The sequence below is a fragment of the Halococcus qingdaonensis genome, assembly GCF_024508235.1.
GTDB classification, from domain to species: Archaea; Halobacteriota; Halobacteria; order Halobacteriales; family Halococcaceae; genus Halococcus; species Halococcus qingdaonensis.
Genome location: NZ_CP101943.1, coordinates 1108298 through 1133512, shown reverse-complemented (window position 1 = coordinate 1133512; position 25215 = coordinate 1108298). Strand labels below are relative to the sequence as shown.

At 66.0% G+C, this 25215-nt stretch carries 20 protein-coding genes; 13 read left to right on the top strand and 7 right to left on the bottom strand.

What is annotated here, in order from left to right:
* The first annotated feature begins 24 nt into the window (after positions 1 to 24).
* A complete protein-coding gene (locus tag NO363_RS05965; protein ID WP_370525587.1) occupies positions 25 to 2082 on the top strand; it encodes a PQQ-dependent sugar dehydrogenase in 2058 nt (685 codons plus the stop codon).
* Between the two features lie 7 nt (positions 2083 to 2089).
* Here NO363_RS05965 and NO363_RS05960 read toward each other — a convergent pair whose 3' ends face one another.
* Positions 2090 to 3442, bottom strand: coding sequence for an alkaline phosphatase family protein (locus NO363_RS05960; protein ID WP_256687600.1), 1353 nt, complete (start codon positions 3440 to 3442; stop codon positions 2090 to 2092).
* The gene (locus NO363_RS05955) at positions 3435 to 4664 is read right to left on the bottom strand and encodes an inositol-3-phosphate synthase (protein WP_256687598.1); all 1230 of its coding nucleotides are present in this window, start codon (positions 4662 to 4664) and stop codon (positions 3435 to 3437) included. The genes NO363_RS05960 and NO363_RS05955 overlap by 8 nt, the downstream gene beginning before the upstream one ends.
* A 394-nt stretch (positions 4665 to 5058) precedes the next feature.
* Between NO363_RS05955 and NO363_RS05950 the strand changes: the two genes are divergently transcribed.
* From NO363_RS05950 to folP, 5 genes are all read left to right on the top strand, one after another.
* Positions 5059 to 5859 carry a TatD family hydrolase gene (locus NO363_RS05950; RefSeq protein WP_256687596.1) on the top strand — a complete coding sequence of 267 codons (801 nt, stop codon included), beginning with the start codon at positions 5059 to 5061 and terminating at the stop codon, positions 5857 to 5859.
* A complete protein-coding gene (locus NO363_RS05945) occupies positions 5856 to 6686 on the top strand; it encodes a sugar phosphate isomerase/epimerase family protein (protein ID WP_256687595.1) in 831 nt (276 codons plus the stop codon). Before NO363_RS05950 ends, NO363_RS05945 begins: the two co-directional genes overlap by 4 nt.
* Positions 6673 to 7614 carry a UbiA family prenyltransferase gene (locus NO363_RS05940; RefSeq protein WP_256687932.1) on the top strand — a complete coding sequence of 314 codons (942 nt, stop codon included), beginning with the start codon at positions 6673 to 6675 and terminating at the stop codon, positions 7612 to 7614. Before NO363_RS05945 ends, NO363_RS05940 begins: the two co-directional genes overlap by 14 nt.
* A gap of 42 nt (positions 7615 to 7656) precedes the next feature.
* The gene (locus NO363_RS05935; RefSeq protein WP_256687593.1) at positions 7657 to 8505 is read left to right on the top strand and encodes a sugar phosphate isomerase/epimerase family protein; all 849 of its coding nucleotides are present in this window, start codon (positions 7657 to 7659) and stop codon (positions 8503 to 8505) included.
* 129 nt (positions 8506 to 8634) lie between these two features.
* The gene (gene folP / locus NO363_RS05930; protein ID WP_256687591.1) at positions 8635 to 11082 is read left to right on the top strand and encodes a dihydropteroate synthase; all 2448 of its coding nucleotides are present in this window, start codon (positions 8635 to 8637) and stop codon (positions 11080 to 11082) included.
* On the opposite strand, the gene NO363_RS05925 is transcribed toward folP, so the two are convergent.
* Positions 11079 to 12056: an AAA family ATPase gene (locus NO363_RS05925; protein WP_256687589.1), complete on the bottom strand. Its 978-nt coding sequence runs from the start codon at positions 12054 to 12056 to the stop codon at positions 11079 to 11081. The two genes, folP and NO363_RS05925, sit on opposite strands and share 4 nt — an antisense overlap.
* A 139-nt stretch (positions 12057 to 12195) precedes the next feature.
* Here NO363_RS05925 and NO363_RS05920 point away from each other — a divergent pair, with 139 nt between their 5' ends.
* From NO363_RS05920 to NO363_RS05905, 4 genes are all read left to right on the top strand, one after another.
* A complete protein-coding gene (locus NO363_RS05920; RefSeq protein WP_256687587.1) occupies positions 12196 to 13983 on the top strand; it encodes a S9 family peptidase in 1788 nt (595 codons plus the stop codon).
* A gap of 104 nt (positions 13984 to 14087) precedes the next feature.
* Positions 14088 to 14597, top strand: a complete 510-nt coding sequence (locus NO363_RS05915; protein ID WP_256687585.1) for an NUDIX hydrolase — start codon at positions 14088 to 14090, stop codon at positions 14595 to 14597.
* Positions 14598 to 14741: 144 nt separating this feature from the next.
* On the top strand, positions 14742 to 15539 hold the full coding sequence (locus NO363_RS05910) for a CAP domain-containing protein (protein ID WP_256687583.1): 798 nt from the start codon (positions 14742 to 14744) through the stop codon (positions 15537 to 15539).
* Positions 15540 to 15580: 41 nt separating this feature from the next.
* Positions 15581 to 15724, top strand: a complete 144-nt coding sequence (locus tag NO363_RS05905; RefSeq protein WP_256687581.1) for a transporter — start codon at positions 15581 to 15583, stop codon at positions 15722 to 15724.
* A 6-nt stretch (positions 15725 to 15730) separates the two neighbouring features.
* On the opposite strand, the gene NO363_RS05900 is transcribed toward NO363_RS05905, so the two are convergent.
* Positions 15731 to 18103 (bottom strand): ATP-dependent DNA helicase, encoded by a 2373-nt coding sequence (locus tag NO363_RS05900; protein ID WP_256687579.1) that lies wholly within the window; start codon positions 18101 to 18103, stop codon positions 15731 to 15733.
* A 214-nt stretch (positions 18104 to 18317) separates the two neighbouring features.
* Here NO363_RS05900 and NO363_RS05895 point away from each other — a divergent pair, with 214 nt between their 5' ends.
* Positions 18318 to 19685: an endonuclease/exonuclease/phosphatase family protein gene (locus NO363_RS05895; RefSeq protein ID WP_256687578.1), complete on the top strand. Its 1368-nt coding sequence runs from the start codon at positions 18318 to 18320 to the stop codon at positions 19683 to 19685.
* Positions 19686 to 19761: 76 nt separating this feature from the next.
* Here the strand turns inward: NO363_RS05895 and NO363_RS05890 are convergent, their stop codons facing one another.
* Entirely contained in the window at positions 19762 to 20403 is a 642-nt protein-coding gene (locus NO363_RS05890) for an FAD-dependent oxidoreductase (RefSeq protein ID WP_256687577.1), read from the bottom strand.
* 179 nt (positions 20404 to 20582) lie between these two features.
* Between NO363_RS05890 and NO363_RS05885 the strand changes: the two genes are divergently transcribed.
* The gene (locus tag NO363_RS05885; protein WP_256687576.1) at positions 20583 to 22349 is read left to right on the top strand and encodes a 2-oxoacid:acceptor oxidoreductase subunit alpha; all 1767 of its coding nucleotides are present in this window, start codon (positions 20583 to 20585) and stop codon (positions 22347 to 22349) included.
* Positions 22346 to 23206, top strand: a complete 861-nt coding sequence (locus tag NO363_RS05880) for a 2-oxoacid:ferredoxin oxidoreductase subunit beta (RefSeq protein WP_256687562.1) — start codon at positions 22346 to 22348, stop codon at positions 23204 to 23206. The genes NO363_RS05885 and NO363_RS05880 overlap by 4 nt, the downstream gene beginning before the upstream one ends.
* Before the next feature lie 416 nt (positions 23207 to 23622).
* Here the strand turns inward: NO363_RS05880 and lipP1 are convergent, their stop codons facing one another.
* Together lipP1 and NO363_RS05870 are read right to left on the bottom strand one after the other, a co-directional pair.
* A complete protein-coding gene (gene lipP1, locus NO363_RS05875) occupies positions 23623 to 24558 on the bottom strand; it encodes a LipP1 family hormone-sensitive lipase (RefSeq protein ID WP_256687561.1) in 936 nt (311 codons plus the stop codon).
* Positions 24548 to 25162: a DUF6517 family protein gene (locus NO363_RS05870; protein ID WP_256687560.1), complete on the bottom strand. Its 615-nt coding sequence runs from the start codon at positions 25160 to 25162 to the stop codon at positions 24548 to 24550. Before NO363_RS05870 ends, lipP1 begins: the two co-directional genes overlap by 11 nt.
* Between the last annotated feature and the right edge of the window lie 53 nt (positions 25163 to 25215).

Sequence of the window (25215 nt, the reverse complement as noted above, 5' to 3'; positions counted from 1 at the left end):
CCGATCGACGACAACGAGACTCCAATGAGAACGAACGCCGCGACAGGCCGACACGCAACGACCCGCAGACGATTCCTCCGCACGAGCGTAGCGGCCGGTGCGCTCGTCGGTGCGGGGGGGATCGCGGGTGCACAGTCCCAGCCGACGGAGATCCGCCTCGGCGGCGAGATCGGCGGCTGGCAGGGTCGCAAACCCGAATCGATCGCCGACGAGAGCAACCCGACGCTCCAGCTCGACGCCGGCGTCGACTACCGCATCACCTGGAAGAACATCGATGGCCAGGGTCACAACATCGCGCTGCTCGACGGGAAGGGCGAGGTGCTGAAACGCACCGAGGTGATGAACGAGCAGGGTGCGACCCAGACGATCGAGTTCACCGCGCGCGAGGAGATGGCCGAGTACATCTGTGAGCCACACCGAAGCTCGATGCACGGCTCGATCGCCTTCGGCGAGGAGACGGCGACCCAAACCACGACCGAGAGCGGCGACGGCGGCTCGTCGTATTTCGGTGACGGTCCGACGGTGCGCACCGAGACGGTGACGGAGGGAACGCTCACCGCACCGCTCGATTTCGGCGTCCCGCCGGGCGAGAGCGGTCGCTACTTCATCGTCGATCGCATCGGACAGGTCTACGCCCACGAGTCGGGAAGCCTGAACGAGGAGCCGTTCATCGACGTGAGCGACAAACTGACCGAGATCACCGGCGAGATGGGGCTGCTCGGGATGGCGTTCCATCCGAACTACGGCGAGAACGGGAAGTTCTACCTGCGGTACAGCGCTCCCTCGCGCGAGGGAACGCCCGACGAGTTCTCGCACACCGAGGTGCTCTCCGAGTTCGAGGCGAGCGAGGACGGCTCGACGGGGAACGTCGACTCGGAACGGACGATCTTGGAGATCCCCTCGCCGTACGACACACACAATGCCGGCGCGATCGTCTTCGGGCCCGACGACGGCTATCTCTACGTGGCGATGGGCGACGGTGGCGGCGCACACGACACCGATCTGGGTCACGTAAGCGACTGGTACGATCGCAACGAGGGTGGCAACGGCCAGGACGTCACCGAGAACCTGCTCGGCTCGATCCTGCGCATCGACGTCGACAGCCAGGAGGGCGACAAGGCCTACGGGATTCCCGACGACAACCCGCTCGTGGGGGAGGACGGACTGAACGAGCAGTTCGCCTGGGGGTTCCGTAACCCGTGGCGGATGGGCTTTTCCGACGGCAAGCTGTTCACCTCGGACGTCGGCCAGAACGGTTTCGAGGAGATCGATATCGTCGAGAAAGACAAGAACTACGGGTGGAACGTTCGCGAGGGCACCCACTGTTTCAAACCCGGTCCCGAAGGCAGTCGCAACCCGCCCGAGAACTGCCCGAGCAAACTCCCGTCGGACGTACGCGGCGGCGAACGGCTCATCGATCCCGTGATCGAGTATCCACACAGCGCCGACGGGCAGGGTGTCGGCTCGGCAGCCATGGGAGGCTATCTCTACCAGCGCGATGATATCCCCGACCTCCAGGGCGACTACGTCTTCGGCGATTTCCGCAAATCGAAAGAGACTGAGACGCCGACGGGATCGCTGCTGGCGGCCACGCCCGCCGAGGACGACGGTCTCTGGGACGTCGCGGAGCTCTCGGTCGAGAACACCGACAGCGGGTTCGTCGGCGGCTATATCCTCGCGATGGGCCGCGACAACGACGACCGACTCTACGTGTTGACGACCGCGAACCCGGGCAGCGAGGCGACCGGCGCGGTCCACCGGATCGTGCCACCTCAATCCCAGGATGCGACCGCGACCGGCAACGTGACCGCCCCGAACGGCTCGGCGACAACCTCGAACGCGACGGCCGCCACGAACACGACGGCCGCCGGGACGACCGGGATCGGCGGTCGGACAGACGCCACACCATCGTCGACAGACGGGACGAACGCACGGACGGCGACCGAGGGGACGCAGGCGGGCGGCGAGGGCGGCGTCTCGGCGGGGACGAGCAGCGACTCGGGCCCCGGGTTCGGCGTCTTGGCGGCGCTGTCGGGGCTGACGATCGGTGCGGCCCGGTTGCTGTCCGGGCGCAAAGAATAGGTCGTTTTTACAGCGCGTCGAGTTCGAACGCCGTTTCGACGTCGACATCGAGCAGATCGGTGAGCGTCGGCGCGACCGCCCGTGCGTCCACGTCGTCGGGTACCGAGTCGGGAGCCGCCGGGCCGCCCAGCCCGTAGAACCCGTCGACGTCGGCGCGGCCGTGCGAGCCGCCGACCTTCGAGGCATCGAGCGAGACGAGCCCCTCCTCGCCGAAGAACAGCTCGACGGGGTCGAAGCCGGGTTTCGCGTGGATGTCCATGTCGCGGGCGTAGTACGGTGCGTTCGCGTCGTCGAACCACCAGTAATACTGGAACCAACCCGATCGCTCGGCGACGCAGACGAGCTCGCCGGCGTTCGGGTGGGCGACGCCGTACTCCTCTTTCCCTTCCTCGTCGAGCACGCGCTCGACGCCATCGAGTCCGGTGAGTGCGTCGCGCGCCTCGTCGACGACGTCCTCGTCGGCGTAAACGTGGGCCACTTGGTGATCGACCAGCGCGAATGCCCGCGAGTTCGGGAGGTCGATCTCCTCGCCGCCCTCGCCGTCGTCTTGGACCGAGAGCAGTCCCGCCTCGCGCAGCGCGCGATTCGGGAACACGGGTGTGTCGACGTCGTGGAAGCCGTACTCGCTGACGACGTTCACTGCCGTTTCGCCCCAGCGCTCGCCGTCGCGCAGGAAGTCGAGGAAATCGCCGACGAGGTCGTCGGCAACGCCGATCGCCTCGCGGAGTTCGTCGCTGCTCGCGCCGTGGGCCAGCCCCGCGTAGTCGAGATACGGGATGTAGATCCAGAGCAGGTCGGGATCGTAGCGGTCGATGGCCTCGCGGGCGGCGTCGAGGATCCACGCGGTCGATTCCTCGTTCGCGCCGGGACCCCAGTAGGTGTGGAGCGGGAAGTGGCCGTACTCGGCTTCGAGCTCGTCGTAGAACCCGTCGGGGTTCGTCCAGCAGTTCATCTCTAAAATATTGTTCTCCTCGTCCTCGATCGGCGAGGGCGTGAGCGCGACGTCCGCCGTCGTCCCGATGAGATGCTGAAAGCAGAGCACGCCGGTGGTGAGCCCCGCCTCGCTCGCGCTCTCCCAGAGGCGATCCCGGCTCTCGCTGTCGCGCTCCCAGAGCGCCGCCGTATCGTTCTCCCGGTCGTACTCGCCGTTGGCCACGTCGCCGTGGTTTTCGGGCGACTGGCCCGTCGCGAGCGTGCTCTGGACGGGGAGTGTGACGGCTGGGAACGGCGACTGGAGGTCCGCACGCGCGCTGTCGGCCACGAGATCGGCGATGTTCGGCGCGAGCCCCGCCGCGACGTGCTCGCGTTCGAGACCGATGACGTCGAGGACGATCGCCCGCCCCGCGTCGCCGTCAGTCATCGTCACCCTCCGCGCCGACGGCGGTCGGCTGCGCGGCGTGCGCTTCGACGTACTCTTGGAGCATCCCGAACTGTTTCGAGAGACCGTGCTCGTCGACGCCGAGCGGCGCTTTGAAAAAGGAGGCGAGCTGGGGCTGCAATCCCGACTCACCCTGCTCGTCGGCGAACGCGAGCAAGCGCGCGAGATCGAGCACGAGCGGCGCGGCGAGCGCCGAATCGGAGCCCTCCCAGGTGAACTGGAGTTTCATGTCGGTATCGAGGAATCCCCGAAAACGGATGTCGTCCCACGCGGTCTTCCAGTCGCCGAGCGCGGGCGTGTAGTCGATCCTGACTCGGTTGTGGGTCTCGTGATCGAGGATGCCGTCGAGCACGCCGCCCTTACTCGCCAACTTTCCAGCTTTGTTCGCATCGTCTTCGAGCACCTCGCCGTCCTTGTTTCCGAGGATGTTGTGACCCTCCCACGAGCGCACCCGGAGATTGCGCTGGGCGAACATCGGCGCGAGCGCGGACTTCATCAGCGTCTCGCCCGTCTTGCCGTCCTTGCCCATGTGCGGAACGCCCTCGCGCTCGGCCAGCTCGCGCAGTCCACCGAGCGCGTTCGCGGCGTTCGGCGTGAAGTTCACGAACGGATGGCCGCCGGCAAGTGCGGCGTAGGCGTACAGCGAACTCGCCGGCAACGGTTCGTCCTCGTCGAGCGCACGTTCGACGGCCTCGATCGAGTCGTATCTCTCGGGGTCTGCCGGCAGCGGCTCCGAAGAGGCGACGTTGATCACAACTACTCGCTCCAGCTCGTTGTCCTCGCGGAATCGCTCGTAGTCGTCCTGAATATTCCCGACGATCGCCCGCAACGAGAGCGACTCGTCGATTCCCCCGTCGGCAATTTCCGTGACCGCCTGCCCGCAGTTGCGTGCCGTGCCGGTCTCGATGCGTTCGTCGATCGTGTCGAGATCGTCACGAACGGCGTCGAGCGTCGCGCGATCGGGAATGCCGTTGCGCTCCGCGAGGCGCTCGGCCGTCTCGACGACGCTGCCGTCCTGGACGTCGTGACCGCCGAAGACGAGCGAGTCGATTTTCGGGAGGTCGAGTCCCGTACACGGTGCGCGCTCGGAGACCATCCCCGTCGTGTCGGTCGCGCCGTGGGCGATGGCACGCGCACCGATCATCGCCGTCGTGGCGACGTTCCCGCGCGCGCCGACGAGCCAGACGCCGATGCTCGCGCTCATCGCGACCACCCGACCGTCGTGACGTTCGCTCGTCCATCCCGACTCGATTGCGATTCGCTCCCCTGTTTTCCGATCGGCTCGGAAGTCCGTCGCTGCATCCCCTGAAACCAGGGTTCCGAGACACACCTACTTTGTGATGTCGGCACCGAACTGTCCGATTATCGACCTGATCTTTTGAAGGATGATCGACTGAATCCTTGTAGCAGCCAACTCCGACGCGACGGATCTGACTCAAGTGAGAACCGCAACAGCCCACATACCTCCCCAACCGATTCGCTCGTCGCTACGCTCCTCGCTCATCCCTCGCACGCCGATCCGCCGCAATGGATGCCGGATCGAGACCCGAGAATGTACGATCAGTACATAGTAGTGCGTCCGGCACCCACTCGCGGCTATGGAGATCATCGATCCGCACATGCACATGGTCTCGCGCTCGGCCGACGACTATGCACGGGCGCGTCGGGCTGGCATCGAGTGCTGCATCGAACCCGCGTTTTGGAGCGGCACGGACAAACAGCACGCGGGCTCGTTTTTCGACTACTTCGAGCAGATCATCGACTTCGAGACCGCGCGTGCCGAGCGCGCCGGCGGGATGGATCACTACGTCACCATCGGGCTGGAACCCAAGGAGGCGAACTACCGCGAGATGGCCGAAGAAGTTCTGGACCGCCTGCCGGAGTATCTCGACCGCGAGAACGTCGTCGGCCTCGGCGAGATCGGGTTCGATCAAGGCACCGACGACGAGGAGTGGGCGTTTCGCACCCAGCTGCGGATGGCCGAGGAACGCGAACTCCCCGTCATCATCCACACGCCGCACACGGACAAGCTCGCGGGCACCGAGCGGATCGTCGACATCATCGAGGACGAAGGTGTCGCTCAGGAGCGCATCGTCATCGATCACAACACCGCAGAGACGATCGAGACCTCCCTCACCACGGACTGCTGGGTCGGTTTCACGCTCTACCCCGGCAAGATCGAGGACGAGGCGGCCATCGACCTCCTGGAGGAGTACGGCACCGACAAGATGCTCTTCAACAGCGCCGCCGACTGGGACCCCTCTGACCCGCTCGCGGTGCCGAAGGCGCGCGACAAGATGCTCGATCGGGGCTGGGAGCGCGAGGACGTGAAGAAGGTCGTCTTCGACAACCCCTACGAGTTCTTCGATCAGTCGCCGAACTTCACCTACGAGCGATGAAGTTCGGGTTCTCCGCGAACGCCTTTCGGGAGTACGACGCGCGCGAGGCGATCGAGATCGTCGCCGACGCGGGCTACGATGGCATCGAACTGCTGTTCGACGAGCCACATCTCTACCCGCCCGAGGCGAGCGAGGACGATATCGAGGAGATCGGTCAAGCGCTCGCCGCGAACGATCTCGCCATCGGCAACTGCAACGCGTTCATGCTGACCGCCATCGAGGGGTTCCACCATCCCTCCTACATCGAGCCGGACACGGACTACCGCCAGCAGCGCATCGACTACACGAAAGCCGCCCTCCGGACGGCAGCCGCGCTCGGACATGGATATATCTCGATCGAACCCGGTGGCCCTATCCCGGACGAAAAATCTCGCGAGTGGGCCGTCGAGACGTTCGTCGAGAGCCTCGAAGAGGTCCTCCCGGTCGCCGAGGAGGTGGGTGTGGACCTGCACGTCGAACCCGAACCGGACCTCCTCATCGAGACCTCGGAGGAGTTCTTGGAGTTCGCCGAGCGCATCGACCACCCACGAATTCGCTGTAACTTCGACGCGGGCCATCTGTTCAGCGTCGGCGAAGATCCCATCGAAGCGTTCGACCGGCTCGCGGAGTACACCGATCACATCCATCTGGAGGACATCCCCGCAGACCGCCGCCACGAACACACCCAGCTCGGTGACGGCGCACTACCGATCGACGAGTTTCTCGATGCACTCGATTCGCGGGAGTACGACGGGTTCGTGACGATCGAGCTCTACCCCTACGAGGAGACGGCGGCCGAGACCGCCCGCGAGGCGATGGCCTATCTTGAAGACGGTGGGTGGATCTGAGGGGCCCGCGTGCGAGGCCGAATCGCGCGGGAAACTCGCGGCCTACGCGGCGCTGGTGCGCGTTCCGAACCTCGCGAGCGCACCGCCGGACGTCCTGCTCGGTGGTGCGCTCGTCGCCGCCATCGGTGGAAGGATTTCGATACCTGCGCTCGTCGGACTCGCGGTCGCGTCGACGCTGCTGTACGCCGGCGGCACGACGCTGAACGACTACTTCGACGCGCCGATCGACGCACGCGAGCGCCCGGAACGCCCGATCCCGTCGGGCAGGGTTCCACGGCGGACGGCGGGCGCGCTCGGCGCGGCGCTGCTGGTCGGCGGCATGCTCGTCGCGCTCGGGACGGCCGGCCCACGAGCCGGCCTGTTCGCGGCGGCGCTCGCGGCAGTCATCGCACTCTACGACGGCGTTCTCAAGGGTGGTCCCGCCGGCTTTCTCGCGATGGGCAGCGCGCGCGGACTCGACGTGTTGCTCGGGACGGCGGCGGGAGCGACGGCATCGACAGCCGCGCTCCCCGCGTGGGCGCTCGTGATCCCGATCGTCATCGCGCTGTATATCGCTGCCGTGACGTATATGGCTGACAACGAGGCGACGACGACCGAGCGCGGCGCGGTCGCGGCGGCAGCCGCCGGCGTGTTGCTGGCCGTTCTCGGGGTTCTCGCGGCGGTCGTAACCCTGGGGCCGTCGCTCGTCCGGTTCGCGTTCGCCGTCGGACTCGCCGGCGGCTTCTTGGTGTGGACCGGGCGCGCGCTCGGCCCGGCGTACGCGACCCCTCGACCGGATACCGTCGGCCCGGCGGTCGGGACCTGTGTCCTCGCGCTCGTCGTGCTCGACGCGGCGTTCGCGGCGCTCGCGGGCGTCGGCTGGGCGCTCGCCGTCCTCGCCTTTCTCATCCCCGCGGTCGGCCTCTCCCGCCTGTTCGACGTCTCGTAGCGCCGTCGGAAGGTGTTTCGGGAGGCCGGCCCTGCCTTCGTCATGGTCGAACTGGCATTTTCGACGAACGCCTACACGCGCCACGCGCTGCCGGACGCGATCGAACGCATCGCCGACCACGGCTACGCCGGCGTCGAGATCCTGGGCGACGAGCCGCACGCCTTCTTCCCCGATTTCGGCGAGGACGACCGAAATGAGCTGTCAACAGTGCTTGACGATACGGGCATCGAGGTCTCGAACATCAACGCGAACACCGCGACGGGCTACTACGACGACGTGCCGCCATCGTCCTTCTTCGATCCAAGCGTCGTCACTGCCGACGACGAGGGACGCGAGTGGCGCATCGACTACACGAAGCGAGCCATCGACCTCGCCGACGAGGTCGGCGCGCCGGCGGTCTGTCTCGCCACCGGTCGCCCGCTGCCCGGCAATCCGCCGAATCGGGCCTACGAGTACCTGCTCGACTCGCTCGACACGATCTGTGAATACGCAGACGAGCGCGACGTCGAGGTGGGCATCGAGTACGAGCCCGAGCTGCTCGTCGAGTGCACCGAGGAAGTCCTGGAACTGATCCAGGACGTCGGTCACGACGCGCTCGGGGTCAACCTTGACGTCGGCCACGCGGCCGTCTACGGAGAAGATCCTGCGGAGACGATCCGGCGGTGTGCAGGTCACATCACCGGCGTCCATCTGGAGGACATCGTCGGCGGCGTCCGCGGCAAACACTACCACCGCATCCCCGGCGAGGGCGATCTTGACTTCCGGGCGATCTTCGACGCGCTCGACGATATCGAGTATGGCGGATTCGCCACGCTCGAACTCTACACGTATCCCGACGAACCGGATCGAGCCGCCAGCGAAGCCTACGAGGCGCTGTCGTCGTACTGCTGACTCTCGCGCGTCAGGACGGAAAACGGCCTGTCGTGGTGAACACCGGTTTCCATGTCGATTCCGGTCGTCGTGCGAGCGGTGAACGGGAACGTCCGATACGCTCAAACCACGGCCCCACCGGTGTCAGATATGGAGTTCCACGAGGCGGCAAACTTCCTCTTCGACCTGCGTCGGTATCCGCCCCGCCCGGGCCTGGACGCCACCGACGACCTACTCTCCGTTCTCGACGATCCACACGAGGGGATCGCGTTCGTCCAGATCGCCGGCTCCAACGGTAAGGGGAGCACGGCGAGGATGGTCGCATCGGTGCTCCGGGAAGCGGGTCTCGACGTCGGTCTCTACACCTCGCCGCATCTCGATTCCGTTCGCGAGCGCGTCCGCGTCGGCGGCCGCATGATCTCCGAGAGCGCGCTCGCCGACTACGTCGCAACGATCCGTCCCTACGTCCTGGAGCGGGCCGCCGACGGCGATGCCCCCACCTTCTTCGAGGTCGTCACGGGGATGGCGCTGTGGGAGTTCCGCCGCCAGTCGGTCGACGTCGCCGTGCTCGAAGTCGGTCTCGGTGGGCGCTACGACGCGACCAGCGTCGTCGATCCGGTGGCCAGCGCCATCACCAGCGTCACGCTCGAACACACCGACATGCTCGGCGACACAGTTGCGGAGATCGGCCGTGACATGGCCACCGTCGCACCCCAGGAAAACAGCATTGTGACCGCCGCGACCGGCGACGCGCGCGCGGCGATCGAGGAGAGCGCTGGCGACGCCGTGACGGTCGGCTCGGACGGCGACGTCTCGGTGACACACGAGGGCCGAACGGGCGTCGAGAACGCCATCCGGCTCTCCGGCCGGGACTGGACCGTCGAAACCCGACTCTCACTTCTTGGGGCCCATCAGGCCGAGAACGCCGGCATCGCGGCGGCGCTCGCCCAACAGGTCGCCGGCGAATTCGACATCGAGTGTGGCGAGGAAACGCTTGCGCGCGGCCTGCGCGCGGCCTACTGGCCCGGTCGGTTCGAGGTGCTCGAACGCGATCCGCTGGTCGTGCTCGACGGTGCGCACAACCCCGGCGCGTGCGAGCGCCTCGCCGACACGCTCGACGAGTTCGATTTCGAGGACCTCCACCTCGTGTTCGGCGCGCTCGCGGACAAGGATCACCAGGGGATGGTCGATGCACTGCCGACGCCCGAACACGTCGTCGCCTGCCGGCCGGACGTCCCGCGCGCCGAAGACAACGCGGTTCTCGCGGAGGTGTTCGACGACAGTCGCGTCGATACCCGCAGCGACGTCACCGACGCGCTCCAGACCGCTCTCGATGACGCCGAGCCGGACGACTGCGTGCTCGTCTGTGGCTCGCTCTACGTCGTTCGCGAGGCACGGACGCGCTGGAGTCGCCTCGACGTGCCCAAGGAAATCGACGGACTCGACGACGCCCGGCGCGCGATCAAGGGGACGCACGTCACCGACGCGGGGGCCTATCGGATGCGCGGCAAGGCCGTCCATCGAGCGCTGAAGACCCGCGTGCGCCCGCGACAGGCACAGTATCTCAAAGAAGAGCTGCTCTCACTCGGCGGCGAGTGTTCGATCTCGGGGCTCAACGACCAGGACGAGGAGTCGCTCGACGTGCTCATGCTCGCCACGCTCGCGCAGTTCAAACGCCTCACCGAGAAGCTCGCCGGCCAGCCCTACGGGTTGGCACCGCTCGCCAACGACATCCGTGAGGCGCTCTCGATCGGTGTCGCACCCGAAAAGCACGGCTATCCCTGGGAGGAGGGGACGGCGGTGATGGGCATTCTCAACGTGACACCCGACAGTTTCCACGATGGTGGTGAGTTCGATACTACGGAAGAGGCGGTCCAGCAGGCCGAGACGATGATCGACGAAGGCGTCGACATCATCGACGTGGGTGGCGAGAGCACCCGCCCGGGCGCGGAACCCGTCTCGGACGATGAGGAGTGCGATCGGGTAGTGCCCGTCATCGAGCGCATCGCCGAACTCGACGCTCTCGTCTCGATCGACACCCGGAAGGCGGCGGTCGCGCGCGCAGCGCTCGATGCCGGCGCGGATATCATCAACGACGTCACGGGGCTCGACGATCCGGAGATGCGGTTCGTCGCCGCCGACTACGACTGCCCGCTCGTCGTGATGCACAGCATCGACGCGCCCGTCGATCCCGATGCCGACATCGAATACGACGACGTGGTCGAGGACACGATCCGCGAACTGCGCGAGCGCGTGCTGCTCGCCGAGAAGGCAGGCCTCGATCGCGAGCAGATCATCGTCGACCCCGGCATCGGCTTCGGCAAGAGCAAGCGGGAGAACTTCGCGATCCTCGACCGACTGGGCGAGTTCCGCGCGCTCGACTGCCCGATCCTGTTCGGCCACTCGCACAAGTCGATGTTCGATCTCGTCGGCAGCGAGGCGAGCGAGCGCCTGTCGGCGACGGTGGCCGCGAGCGCACTGGCCGCCGAGCGCGGTGCGGACATCGTCCGTGTCCACGACGTCGCCGAGAGCGTCGCCGCCGTCGGCGTCAGCGAGGCAGCGAACGCACCGAACGAATTCGACGGATCACACGATTAGGCCGTCGTTGCGGAACGACGCGTCGCGGTCGTGGTCGTGGTTGCCGTCTGCGTTGCTGTCGTCGTGCGTTCTGTCGTTGGCTCCGCCGTCTGCGTCGTCGGTTCTGCCGTCTGACTCGTTGTCTCGGCGGTCGCGGCCGTCGCTGCCGAGTCAGTTGGAGTTGGTGTCGACGTCTCGGTCACGGTAGCTGTCGGCGTCTGCGTTGCGGTTGGCGTCGAAGTCGGCGTCGCGGTCGACGATTCCGTCGAAGAAGGGGTTTCGGCCGCCTCTGCTGTCGGCGTGTCCGTGGCCGTCGCTGTCGATGTCGTGGTCGTCGCAGAATCCGTCGTGAGTTGGGTTTCGGCTTCGGTTGTCGGTTCGTCGGTCGTCGTTTGGGTGGTCGTCTCCGTCTCACTCTGGGCGGCCGCTTCAGGTGGTGGTGTATCAGTTGGCGTCGGCGTTTCGGTTGCCGTCGGCGTTTCCGTGGGGGTTGCCGTCTCGGTCGGCGTCGGGGTCGGCGTGGGCGTCTCCGTCGGTGTCTCGGTCGCCTCGGACGTCGGCGTCGCCGTGGCCGTCGGTTCCGGCGTTGGCGTCGTGGTCGGCGTTGCTGTGTCGGTTTCGGTCGGCGTCGGGGTGTCCGTATCGGTCGGTGTCGGCGTGTCCGTTGGCGTGTCGGTTGCCGTCGGTGTCGGAGTCGGCGTCGCCGTCGTGGTCGTCTCTACGATCGTTGCCGTCGGCTGGGCGGTCGTCGCCGTGGCGTTCGTGGTGGTCGCGGGGATCGTCGTGTTGTTCCCTGGAGCGGCCACGCCGGCGCGGTCGGCGTCGTTCGGGCCGCTCGGACTGCCGCCGAGATAGTCGGTGACGAGAAAGCCCACGCCCGCCAGCAGGACGAGCACGACGACGACGCCGACGGCGGGCGCTAACCACTTCTCGACGTTCGAGAGCCCCTCGCGGTCGAGCAGCCCCGACTCCGATTCCGGCCCCGGTTCGATCACGGTCGCCGTCAATAGGGACCGTTGCCTTATCTGTCTTCTCCGTTCGTTTACCGATATTCTGCTGACGAGTTTTTCGTGAGAACAGGTGTGCGCCGCCGCGACCCGAAGGGATTTGCGCTCGAGTGCGGAACCGAACGGCATGCGATCGATCGAACGCTATCTCAACATCCGTAGCGCCTACGGCGCGAGCTTCTCACCCGCCGGTGATCTCGCCTTCCTGTTCGACGCGACGGGCACGCCACAGGTCTGGTCGCTCTCGGAACCCGGCCGGTGGCCCGATCAGCGCACCTTCTCCGACGAGCGCGTCACCGCCGCCGCGTTCTCGCCCGAGCGCGAGGAGCTGATCTTCGGCATGGACGAGGGTGGCAACGAGCGCGCACAGCTCTTCCGGCTCGCCCCGGACGGCGAGATCCAGCCGCTCACCGACGATCCCGACACGAAGCATCGCTGGGGCGGCTGGAGCCACGATGGTGAGCGCTTCGCCTTCGCCGCCAACCGACGCGACAAATCCGTCTTCGACGTCTACACGCAGGGACGCACAGAGACCGGTGACGACGCCACGCGCGTCCACGAGGGTGACGGCTGGCTCACGGTCGCGGGGTTCTCGCCGAGCGACGACCGGCTGCTCGTGAGCGAATCGCAGTCGAGCTTCGATCAGAACCTCTACGTGCTCGATCTCGACACTCAGGAAATCGACCACGTCACGCCACACGACGGCGACGTGCGATTTCTCGATCCGGCATGGAGCCCGGACGGCGACGCGCTCTATCTCGTGACCGACCGCGAGTACGACACGCTCTCGCTCGCCAGACTCGATCTCGGATCGGGCGACCTCGAAATCGTCGCCGACGGTGACGGCTGGAACGTGGAGGGGATCACGCTCGACGAGGACACCGGCCGGCTGGTGTACGCACGCAACGTCGACGGCTACACCGACCTCACCGTCGGCAGGCTCGCCGACGACGGGATCGAGGAGTTCCCCACACCCGATCTACCGGAGGGCGTCGCGGGCGGCGTCGCCTTCGACGCCGATGCCGAGCGCTTCGCCGTCACCGTCACCGGTCGCCGCGAGAATACGAACGTCCACGTCGTCGACGTCGAGACGGGCGAGAGCGAGCGCTGGACGAACGCCTCGGCTGCAGGTCTCGATCGCGAATCGTTCCGCATGCCGGAGCTCGTCCGGTACGAGAGTTTCGACGGTCGAGAGATCCCGGCCTTCTTCTCGTTGCCGGCCGATGTCGAAAAGGGCGAAACACCGGTCGTGGTCGACATCCACGGCGGACCCGAGAGCCAGCGCCGGCCCTCGTTCAGCCCCGTCACGCAGTATCTCCTCGACGTGGGCTACGCGGTCTTCGAGCCGAACGTGCGCGGCTCGACGGGGTATGGGAAGGCCTACACGCATCTCGACGACCGGGACAAGCGGATGGACTCGGTCGCGGACATCGAGCGCGGCGTCGCCTGGCTCCACGAGCAGCCGGCCGTCGACCCCGAACGTATCGCGGTGATGGGCGGTTCGTACGGCGGGTTCATGACGCTCGCGTCGCTCACCGAGTATCCCGACCTGTGGGCGGCCGGCGTGGACATCGTCGGCATCGCCGATTTCACGACCTTCCTCGAGAACACCGGCTCCTGGCGGCGCGCGCTGCGCGAGGCTGAGTACGGCTCGCTGGCGGACGACCGCGAACTCCTCGAGTCGATCAGTCCGCTCACCAGCATCGAGCGTATCGACGCGCCGCTGTTCGTCCTGCACGGCGAGAACGATCCACGAGTGCCCGTCGGCGAGGCCGAGCAGGTCGCCGCGCGCGTCGGCGAGCGCGTCCCCGTCGAAACATTGATCTTCGACGACGAGGGTCACGGCATCGTCAAGCGCGACAACCGCATCGAAGCCTACACCGCGATCGCCGACTTCCTCGCCGAGCACGTCTGACGAGTCATACGGGATGAATAAAATCGCTGAAAACGGCGTGAAAGGTGTTCACAAAGTGATGAACGAACCTCCGTTTTTATTGTGAGTCGACGTCGTGTCGTGATATGAACGAGGCCGAACGGTCCGAACAGTGGGTGACGGACCAGCTCGACCGGTTGGAGGAGAGTTACGGCTCCGCACCGGTCCACCAGCTCGGCTGGACCGTCTCCCCGACGCGCTACGAGCGGGCGGCCGACGCCGACGGGATCGAGCGGGCGATCGCGGGCGTCCACGTAACTAACGACGCCGACGAAGTCCTCCTGATCCGCGACGACCAAGACGAGTGGGCTTGCCCGCGCGGGCCCGTCGAACCCGGCGAATCGCTCGAATCGGGCGCGAAGCGGAACGTCCGCGAAGCGACCGGCATCACCTGTTCGATCGAGTCCGTCGAGCGAATCACGATCATCGGTGTCGGCGACGAAACCGACCGCGAACGCTCACAGGTGTACTGTCTGGTCGTGCGGTTCGTCGGCTCGTCGGGCCCCGACGAGCGCGTCGAGTGTGGCGGGAGCCCCGTCCGATGGCGGAGCAGCCGACCGACCGACCGCCTCGACGCCGGCGTGTTGGCCATCTGATACTGTCGGACAGAACTGGCCGAGAACCCATGAACGAACATCCGCTCGTTGCAGTGGGTTCTCGGAATCGATTCTGCACGTACTTCTGTCCGACAGTTGAGCAGGGGGACAGATACATACTCGCCGAGGGCCAACCCGTGAGTGATGTTCCGGTGGTTGTTCCGGACGCTCGGGTGGCTGCTGTCGCTCCTCGTCCGCGTCGCGTTCGTGGTCGCCGTCGTCGTCTTCGCCGCCAGCATCGCGTTCGGTGGTTTCCCGGCCGGTGGGGACGTGAACGGCCTGCTCGGCGATCTCGGCGTGCCGGCCGACGTGGGCGACATCGGCGCGCTCGGTGCCGTCGATAACGACAGCGCCGGCGGGGTCGGCGGTATCGGCAGCATCGTCGACGATGGAGCCGATGGATCGGGCGGAACGGCCGGTGCGGGCACGAACGCGTCAACCGTTTCGGCATCAAACACGAGCGAGCTCAACGGCACCGAACTCGAATATCTCGTCCATCGAAACGTCAACGAGGAGCGCGCCGAGCGCGGCAAGTCGAACCTGTCGTTCGACACCGATCTCCGGCCGGTCGCGCGCTATCACAGCACCGACATGGCCGATCGGAGCTACTTCTCGCACGTGGGCCCCGACGGCGAGACGCTCGCGGATCGCTACCGGCGCTTCGACTACCAGTGTCGCGTCAAGACGGGCACCCTCCGGTACGCGACCGGCGGCGAGAACATCCTCTACACCTACTACGACGCACCGGTCTCGATGGACAATCGCACGGTGCAGTACGACACTCAAGAAGAACTCGCCCGCGGCATCGTCAATGGCTGGATGAATTCGACGAGCCACCGGAAGAACCTGCTCAAACCGTACTGGGAGAACGAAGCCATCGGCGTCCACATCGAGCAGATCGACGGCCGGACGCGCGTCTACGCCACCCAGAACTTCTGTTGAGCGACCACAAACGGTATGTGGGCCGCGCGTGGACTCCGGGTATGGTCGCTCGTTCGACGTGGTTGATCCTCGCCGGAGTCATCCTGCTTTTCCTGCCCATGCCACCCATTCTGAGCGCCGTCGCCGGTGTCGGCGTCATCATCGCGGGCGTGGCGCTCCGGTTCGTCGGCGACGACGACAACTGACGGAATTTACTGGTTCGGTCGCTCGTGATCGTCCCAGAACCGTTCGAGCTGTGAGTCGAGAAACATCGGGGTCATCGTGCGCCACTCGTCACGCTCGGCGGGCGGCAGATACTCGTACACCGACCGGGGTGCGTCCGGTGTGTAGCGTTCGTCGACGAGCGCGCGCACCCCGACCTCCTCGGGCCCCCTGATCACCCGGCCGATAGCCTGTCGCGCGCGGCGCACGGCGGGCACCGTGAGCGCGTACTCGAAGGCGTGCTCGTCGCCGAAGGCCGAACCATAGGCCCGCCGCACGGCCCGGATCCGCGGTGAGGCCACGTTGACGAGCGGGACGCCGACGACCGCACACGCGCTCAGTTTTTCGCCATCGTAATCGACGCCCTCGGTGAGCGTGCCGCGCGTCGAGGTGACGAGGACTTTGCCGTCGCCGGCGAAAAAGTCCTGTTTGAGTTCCTCGGTGGCTTCGTCGCTCGACGGCTCGTCGAGGAGCACCGGTTTCGCCACCGCGTCGGCGAGGCGGTCGTGCGCCCACGCAGCCTCTCGGTAGCTCGGCATACAGACCAGGACGTTGCCGGGGCTGCGGGCGAGCTCCCGGAGCGCGTAGGCGTAGGTCTCCCGGACCTCGCTTTCCTCGCTGGGCGGCCCGCGATTGCGCGCAGTGAAGGCCGGTGCGTCGACGATCCAGCTCGCCCGATTGGCCTCGGGATAGGCGAGATCGTAGGTCCGCGTGGCGATCGGGCGCTCGCGGTCGTCGCTCTCGTCGTCCGTGGTCTCGACGAGGCGATCGAGACCGATGCACTCGCGCAGGACGTCCATCGGTTCGAGCGTCGCGCTCATCAGGACGCCGCCGCCGAGATCCGAGAACCGCTCGCGGAGATCCTCGGCGGGTAGGCAGTCGTAGCAGACCAGTCCGGCGGTGTAGTGGCGCTCCCAGCCCTCGACGCGCTCGCGATCGGTCCGCGAGAGCGTGATCTCCCGGAAGTAGCTCGCGTGATCGCGCGTCCACCAGCGAGTCACGATGCGGCCGACGTCGCCACAGACCGTCGAGCGCTGGGGATCGAGCGAATCGAGCGCGTCCGCGACGGCCGCGCCGATGGTGTGGAGCGATTTGCAGAAACCGGATGAATACTGCTCGTTTGCCCACTCGGAGAACGCGTCGGTCTCGTCCGTCTCGGGATCGCGCAGCGGGATCTCGACGTTCTCGGGCAGTCGTCCCTCCTCGGCCGCGCGGTCGAGATCGCCGTACTCGTCCGCGAGATAGCGTTCGACGCGGCGATCGAGCCAGTCGATGGCGTCGTCGAAGAACTCGCTGGCCCGCTGGAGTTCGTCGGTACCGACCTCGTAGCTGGCGAGCTGCGTGGCGACCTCCTCGCGATGCTCGCGCGACTGGCCCGCGAGCGTGCTGAGATGCGAGACGTCGTTTCGCGCGCGCCGGAGCGACTGGATCCCGATTCGATCGCTCAGGAGATCGCGGACGCGCCCCTCCAGTCGATGGGCCTCGTCGACGATGACGAACGTGCGATCGTCGACCACGCCGTCGGTGAGCGCGCGTGTTCGCGGGTCGAACAGGTGGTTGTAGTTGCCGACCACCACGTCGGCGTCGTCGAGCAGCGTGCCCATTGCACGATGTGGGCAGGTTCCCCTGGGGACCGCACCGGCGAGCAGTTCGTCGGTGGTGACGACGTGATTTTCGTCGTCGTCGAAGGCCACGGGGACGGATTTCTCGCGGGCGTACCAGTCGGCCTCGAACGGGCAGTAGGACTGATCGCTTTCACTGAGCGATTCGGGTGCGGTCGGCCGTGCGGTCGGGTAGGGAGCCGTGTGGCCGGCGGTCGAGAGGTTGTCGTCGAGCGTGCGCCACGAGTCGGCGTCGGTGCGGGCTTCGGAAACGAGTTCGCCCGCCCGGGCGCTGTCCCACCAGACGTCGCCACCGCCGTCGTGGGCGACCAAGCTAGCCGTGTTCTCCCGGAGGTCCTCGCAGGCGTCCTGTGTGCCCCGATCGAGCGCACCCGCGCGTTCGTAGGGACAGAGGGTGGGCTTGCCAACGAGTGCGAGCCCGGAGAGAGGGTCATCGAGTCCGGCGTTGATCGTCCGCAGGTCGTCGATAAACTGCCGGCGCTGCTGTTTGACCGGCGTCACGACCAGCACGTTGTCGTACCGGTCGGTCTCGCGGAGCAGCGTTCCGGCGGCGGTGAGCGCGGCCATCGTCTTTCCTGTGCCACAGGCCCCCTCCATGACGAGATAGCCGCCCTCGGCACCCGTCTCGATGGCCGTCTCGATGGCGTCGGCCTGGCCGTCGTAGGGCTGTTCGTAGCCGAAACGAGTGCGCCACGACGGCTCGTCGTTCCCGTGGGTGGCGACGGACTCCTCACCGCTCATCGGTCATGTGCGAGGGTCGTGCGCCATTCGTTATAGGGCTTCGCTCGCGGCCGGCCGCGATGCGATCCGACGACGAGTCCCCGACGCGTCGATGAGTCTGCCGACGATCGAAAACGCCGTCTCTGCTGGCCGACGAACAGAAATCGTCGCCCAAAACCGTTGTATTTTTATCGTTTTCGGCAGGGTTTTTGTAGTTCCGGCACGACACGCGTTCATGCGACCGACTGTCACACGACGAGATTTCATCGCGATCGCCGGCACCGTCGCCATCGGGACCGGAACCGTCAGTGCGGACGACGGGGACGACGAACCGGTCACGTTCGCGACCTACAACGTCGTCGACCTCCGCACTGAGCAAGTCCAGTCGTCGAGCGACGAACAGGCCGCCGCCGCAGCACGCGTCATTCAGGAGATCCGTCCGGACGTACTGGTGCTCAACGAGCTGACCAACAACCGTCAGGCGAGTCGCGTCAAGGACGTCCCGTCGTCGCCCTCGAACGCCCGCGCATTCGTCGAGAACTACCTCAGCGTCCCCCAGCGCTCCGATCTCCGTGGGATCGAGTATCCACAGACGGTCATGCCGACGACGAACACGGGCGTCGCCAGCGGGCTCGATCTCGACAACAACGATACGGTCGACGAGACGCCCGGCGATCGAACCTACGGCAACGACGCCTACGGGTTCGGGGAGTTCCCCGGCAAATACGGTCTGGCGATCCTCAGTCGATTTCCCATCCGTCGGGACGCGATCCGAACGTTCCGGAAGTTCCTCTGGAAAGACATGCCGGACAACCTGCTCCCGCGTGATCCGAGCACGGAGAACTACCTCTCGGCCGCCGAGGCCGAGGAGTTCCGTCTCTCCTCGAAGACACACATCGACGTCCCGATCGAGATCGGCGATGAGGTCGTCCACGCCCTCGCCGCCCACCCGACACCGCCCGTCTTCGACGGTGAGGGGAACTTCAACGGCAAGCGCAATCACGACGAGATCCGCCTGCTGGCCGACTACGTCGCCGGTGCCGACTACATCTACGACGACAGCGGGAAGCAGGGTGGTCTCGACGACGACTCGTACGTACTGATGGGCGATATGAACGCCGCGCCCGGCGATGCGGAGACCCTCAACGCCGCCACGGAGTATTTCGTCGAGAACGACGCGTTCGTCGCCACACCGTTCCCGACGAGCCCCGGCGGCGCGGCGAAAAACGGATCGCGTTCGCGCTTCTGGACCGCCGAATTCGAGTCTCAGGTCGACTACGTGCTCCCGTCGCCCGATCTCGGCCGTGACCAGTCGTCGGTCGTCTGGCCGAGCGCGGCGACGACCGAACGAGGGTTGCTCGACGCCGTTCGTACCGCCTCGGACCACCGATTCGTCTGGGCGAACGTCCCGATCGAGCGCGAGGACGCGGACGACGACCCCGAGCGAGACGATGGCGACGACGAAAACGAAGACGGCGATGATACCGACGATGGCGATGAGGACGACGAAGAACGCGAAGAAGATGAAGAGGAGGCTGAAGATGAGAGGGACAACGAGAAAGACGATGGAGATGAAGAGGACGGAACGGACAGCGACGATTGAGGTGCGGCAGTACGACAGAAGGTAAGAATCGATCGCAGTTTTCGCCCGACGCTCGCACGCTTATCAGAGCGAAAATTCAGCCGAAGTTCTCGACTTTCGCGCGGTCGGGGTCGCCGCCGGCGGCCTGGAGCGCGTCGGTGGCGGCGTCGAGGAAGTCGGCGAAGCCGTAGACGAGCACCTGCTCATCGGGCGTGCCCGCGAGCACGTCGGCGACGGCGTCGGTCATCGGTTCGTCGCCGTCGAGAACGGTGATGACAGCACCCGCCTCGTCGAGGGCTGTGAGGCGCTCGTCGTGGATGGGATCGTCGTCACGATAGACGACGGCGCTGTCCCCGCCGTCGGCGAGCGTGCGCTCGGCGATGCCGATGGCGGGGCCGACGCCCGGCCCGCCGGCGAGGACGGTCGTGCGGGATTCGTCCTCGTAGTAGGCGTTGCCGAAGGGCCCGGCGACGACGATCGTATCGTCGGGTTCCAGGGAAGCGAGTTTCGGACCGACGTCGCCATCAGGATCGACGGCGACGGTGATCTCGAACTCCCCCTCGACACCCGGCGAGGAGAGCGTGTAGAACCGCGAGAGACGTTCGCCATCGACGTCGAGCGAGAGTTTGACGAATTGGCCCGGTCGGGCGTCGAACTCCTCCGGTGTTTCGAGATCGAGCGCGATTGCGTCCGGCCCGACGTCCCGGACGGCGCGGATGCGAGTGCGTGTCGGCTCCATGTCGGCGCTCGGCGTGGCCCGGGCAAATGGACTTCGATTCGGCGAGCAACGCGGCGCAAACACGTCGCATCCATGGGTTTGGCCGGTGCTGCGGGCTGTAGCGGAACTGTATCCGTCGAAAATGTTGATGGTCGTTCCGAAGCCTTTTCGTCCGCAGATGGCGTAGCCGGGGCCAGCACATGCCAGATGATTTGAACTGGGCCATCGGTGGGGAGGCCGGCGACGGCATCAATTCGACGGGGAAGATCTTCGCCCAAGCGCTCTCGCGCGCGGGCCGACAGGTTTTCACCTCGAAGGACTTCGCCTCGCGCATCCGCGGCGGCTACACCGCCTACAAGGTCCGCAGTTCGACCGAACGCGTCGAGTCGGTCGTCGATAGACTCGACGTCCTCATCGCGCTCACACAGCGAACAGTGGAAGAAAACATGGACGAACTCCACGAGGGCTCGGTCATCATCTACGACGGCGAGCGGACGATGATGGAGGACTTCGAGGCCCCCGAGGGAATGATCGATCTCCCCGTACCGCTCAAATCGCTCGCCGAGGACGCCGGCGGAGCGATCATGCAGAACATCGTCGCGCTCGGGGCGGCCTGTGAGATCGCGAACTTCCCGATCGACAACCTCGACGAGGCGCTCGAAAAACGGTTCGGCGACAAGGGCCAGTCGATCATCGACAACAACCAGGAGGCTGCCCGTCTCGGCGAGGAGTACGTCCAGGAGGAGTACGACCGCGACGAGTTCGGCTACAACATCGAAACCACCGACAACGACTACGTCCTCCTGAACGGCGACGAAGCCATCGGCATGGGCGCGATCGCCGCCGGCTGTCGGTTCTACTCGGGCTATCCCATCACCCCCGCGACGGACGTGATGGAGTATCTGAAAGGCAGGCTCGAACGCTACGGCGGCCACGTGATGCAGACCGAGGACGAACTCTCGGCGATCAACATGGCGCTCGGCGCGGCGCGGGCCGGCGCGCGGGCGATGACCGCCACCTCGGGTCCAGGAATCGACCTGATGGCCGAGACGTTCGGCCTCGTCGCCCAGAGCGAAACGCCTCTCGTGATCTGTGACGTGATGCGCTCGGGCCCCTCGACGGGGATGCCGACCAAGCAGGAACAGGGCGATCTCAATATGACGCTGTTCGGCGGTCACGGCGAGATCCCGCGGTTCGTGGTCGCGCCGACGACGGTATCGGAGTGTTTCCACAAGACGATCGAGGCGTTCAATTACGCCGAGAAATACCAGACGCCCGTCTATCTGGTCTCGGACCTCGCGCTGGCGGTCACCGAACAGACGTTCGCCCCCGAGGAGTTCGACATGGACGCCGTCGAGATCGACCGCGGCAAGCTCGTCGGCGAGGACGAGATCGACACGTGGCTGAACGACAGCGATCAGTTCCAGCCACACTTCCCCGCCGCCGACGGCATCAGCCCGCGGACGCTACCCGGAACGTCGGGCGGCGCACACATGACGACGGGTCTCGAACACGACGAGCTCGGTCGACGCACCGAGGAGCAGGAGGTGCGCATCGAGCAGGTCGACAAGCGAAACCAGAAGGTCGAGACCGCGAAGGAAGAGGAAGAGTGGGACTACCGCGAGTTCGGGGATAGCGACGCCGACACGCTCGTGCTCTCGTGGGGCTCGAACGAGGGCGCGATGCGCGAGGCGATCGGTTTCCTCGACGAGGCGGACGTCTCGGTCCGGTTCATCTCGGTGCCGTATCTGTTCCCGCGGCCGGATCTCTCCGACGAGATCGAGGCCGCCGACGACGTCATTGTCGTCGAGTGTAATGCGACGGGCCAGTTCGCCGACGTCATCGAACACGACACGCTTACACGACTGAAACGGGTAAACAAATATAATGGCGTGCGGTTCAAGGCCGACGAACTGGCCGAGCGGATCACCGAGGAACTCGACACGCCACAGGAGGTCCCCACATGAGCTCAGACGTCAGATTCACCGACTTCAAGTCCGACAAACAGCCGACGTGGTGTCCGGGCTGCGGCGACTTCGGCACCATGAACGGGATGATGAAGGCGCTCGCCAACACGGGCAACGACCCCGACAACACCTTCGTCGTCGCCGGCATCGGCTGCTCGGGCAAGATCGGAACGTACATGCACAGCTACGCGCTCCACGGCGTTCACGGGCGCGCACTCCCCGTTGGCATCGGCGTCAAAAGCGCCAATCCCGACCTCGAAGTGATGGTCTCGGGCGGCGACGGCGACGGCTACTCGATCGGCGCGGGTCACTTCGTCCACGCGGCGCGGCGCAACATGGACATGACCTACGTCGTGATGGACAACCGCATCTACGGCCTCACCAAGGGCCAGTTCTCGCCCACCAGCCGCGAGGACTTCGAGACCTCGACCTCGCCGGACGGTCCGAAACAGTCACCCGTCAACCCGCTCGCGCTCGCGCTCGCGGCCGACGGCACCTTCATCGCCCAATCGTTCTCCTCGGACGCCCAGCGCCACGAGGAGATCGTCCAGCAGGCTGTCGAGCACGACGGCTTCGGCTTCGTCAACGTCTATAGCCCCTGCGTAACGTTCAACGACGTCGACACCTACGACTACTTCCGCGACACCATCGTCGACGTCGAGGACGAGGACCACGACCCGACCGACCGCGACGCCGCCCGCGAGAAGATCACCAACGACACCGAATACCAGGGCGTCATCTACCAGGACGAGGACTCGGTCCCTTACAACGAACGCCACGGCCTCGACTCGAACATGGCCGACATCCCCGACGGCGCTCCCGAGGACGCGACCGACCTCGTCCGCGAGTTCTACTAGCGACTTTTTTACTTCGGGGTGTCGCGCGCTCGTTTCACTCGCGCGCTCAACCCCTCGCAAAAACTTCGACTAAAAACTCCCGTTCACTCGCGCTTCGTGCTCGTTCACGGTGTTCTCGTGAACGACCGCAGGGAGTGAACGAGAGTCAGAGAGACGCGAAGCGTCTCTCGTGAACCGCGCTCACTGCTCACGGTTCACTCCGTTCACCGTTCGCTTTCGAGGTTCTCCCTCCGGTCGAACCTCGCTTCGTTCGCGCGGACACTGACCCATCACGGCACCACAACCGCACAACACCGCAGAAGCCCTCGGTCACTCACTCCGTTCGTGACCTCGCCCTTCATCCACCAGGACAACTATCCGCCGCAGCCGCGACCGCCACAGCGACCGCGCCGCTGCCAATCGGCGGTCGCCACGGATCACTCGCCGAGTTCGTCGCGGAGATAAGCCGCGATCTCGTCGATGCCATCGTACGCGCGGTCGACGATCCCCTCCATGTTGAGGAAGCCGTGGATCATCGACTCGTAGTTCGTGTGCTCGACAGCGACGCCGGCTTCACGGAGCCGGTCGGCGTAGGCGATCCCCTCGTCGCGCAGCGGATCGAACCCGTTGGTCATGACGAACGCCGGCGGGAGGTCGGTGAGATCGCGCGCCGCGAGCGGGAAAGCCAGCGGGTTGTGCGCGTCGAGTTCGTTCTCGATGTACTGGTCGAGAAACCACAGCAGGTCCTCGGCGGTGAGGAAGTAGCCCGATGCGTTCTCCGCGCGCGAGTCCATCGGTTCGAGATACGCCGTCGCGGGATACAGCAAGATCTGCCCGTCGATAGTGGGCATCCCGCGCTCGCGAGCCAGTAACGAGACCGTCGCCGCGAGGTTCCCGCCGGCGCTGTCACCCGCGACCGCCAGCCGATCGCCGTCGCCCGAAAGCCGCTCGGCGTTGCTCGCGAGCCAGTTCGTCGCCGCATAGGCGTCCTCCAGCGCCGCCGGCCACGGATGCTCCGGCGCGAGCCGGTAGTCGACCGACACCACCAGACAGTCGCTGCGCTTGGCCAGCAATCGACAGAGGTTGTCGTAGCCGTCCACGCTCCCGAGTACGAACCCACCGCCGTGGAAGAAGGCCACCGTCGGGAACGGTCCTTCGGCATCAGGCACGTACGCACGCGCCGGCAGCTCGCGCCCGTCGACCGGGATCGTGATATCGGATACACGACCCACGTCCACGGGATCGTCACCCGCGAGTTCGAGCATTCGATCGAGCTGCTGGCGCGATTCGGCGACGTCGCCCGACAACGAGATGTCGTATTCGCTCAGGAGATCGAGCAGCTGTGCGACCTGTGGATCGAGTTCACCCTTCATGCTGTTTCCCATATTCGACGCCTTCGACTAACCGTTTCGTCGCATCGGCGGCATCGACCGACTGCGGATTGACGCCGACGGCGACCACCGCATCACCGTCGTTCTGGACGACTGCGACGTGGACGTACACCGGTGTCGTCCCGTTGGCGGAGCGGTTGGTCGTCGCGTACGTCACCAGCTCCGTCGGCTGGCCGACCAGCGTGACGTTCTGGCGGTTTTCGACCGTCAGCGCGCTCGTGTTGTTCACCTCGCCGAGCATCCGACCCACGTCGCGGCGCTCGGACGGCTTCGCGAACGGGTTTATCGGTGTTCCGTTCGCCTCGGGGCTCGGCGTACTGAAGACGGCGAATCGCCCCGCGTGATCGCCGTGTGCGTACGTCTCGATGTGGTTTTTCACACCGACTGTACGGTCCTCGCCATCGATCCCGACCGTCTCGTTGAGCGCGATCGTGGCGCTGTCGTCGAGCGCGTAGCCCGTCCGATCGAGGGTGTCGTTCCCGACCGCAACGGGGTTCGCCTCGGCGGTGAGCTGACCACCGGGGAGCGTACAGCCGCTCACCACGACGAGAACGACCAGCGCAAGCGCGAGACGGAGACGGCGCATGGGCCCGAGAGAGTCTTGAGGAATAAGACGGTTACCCACGGTATTCCCGGTCT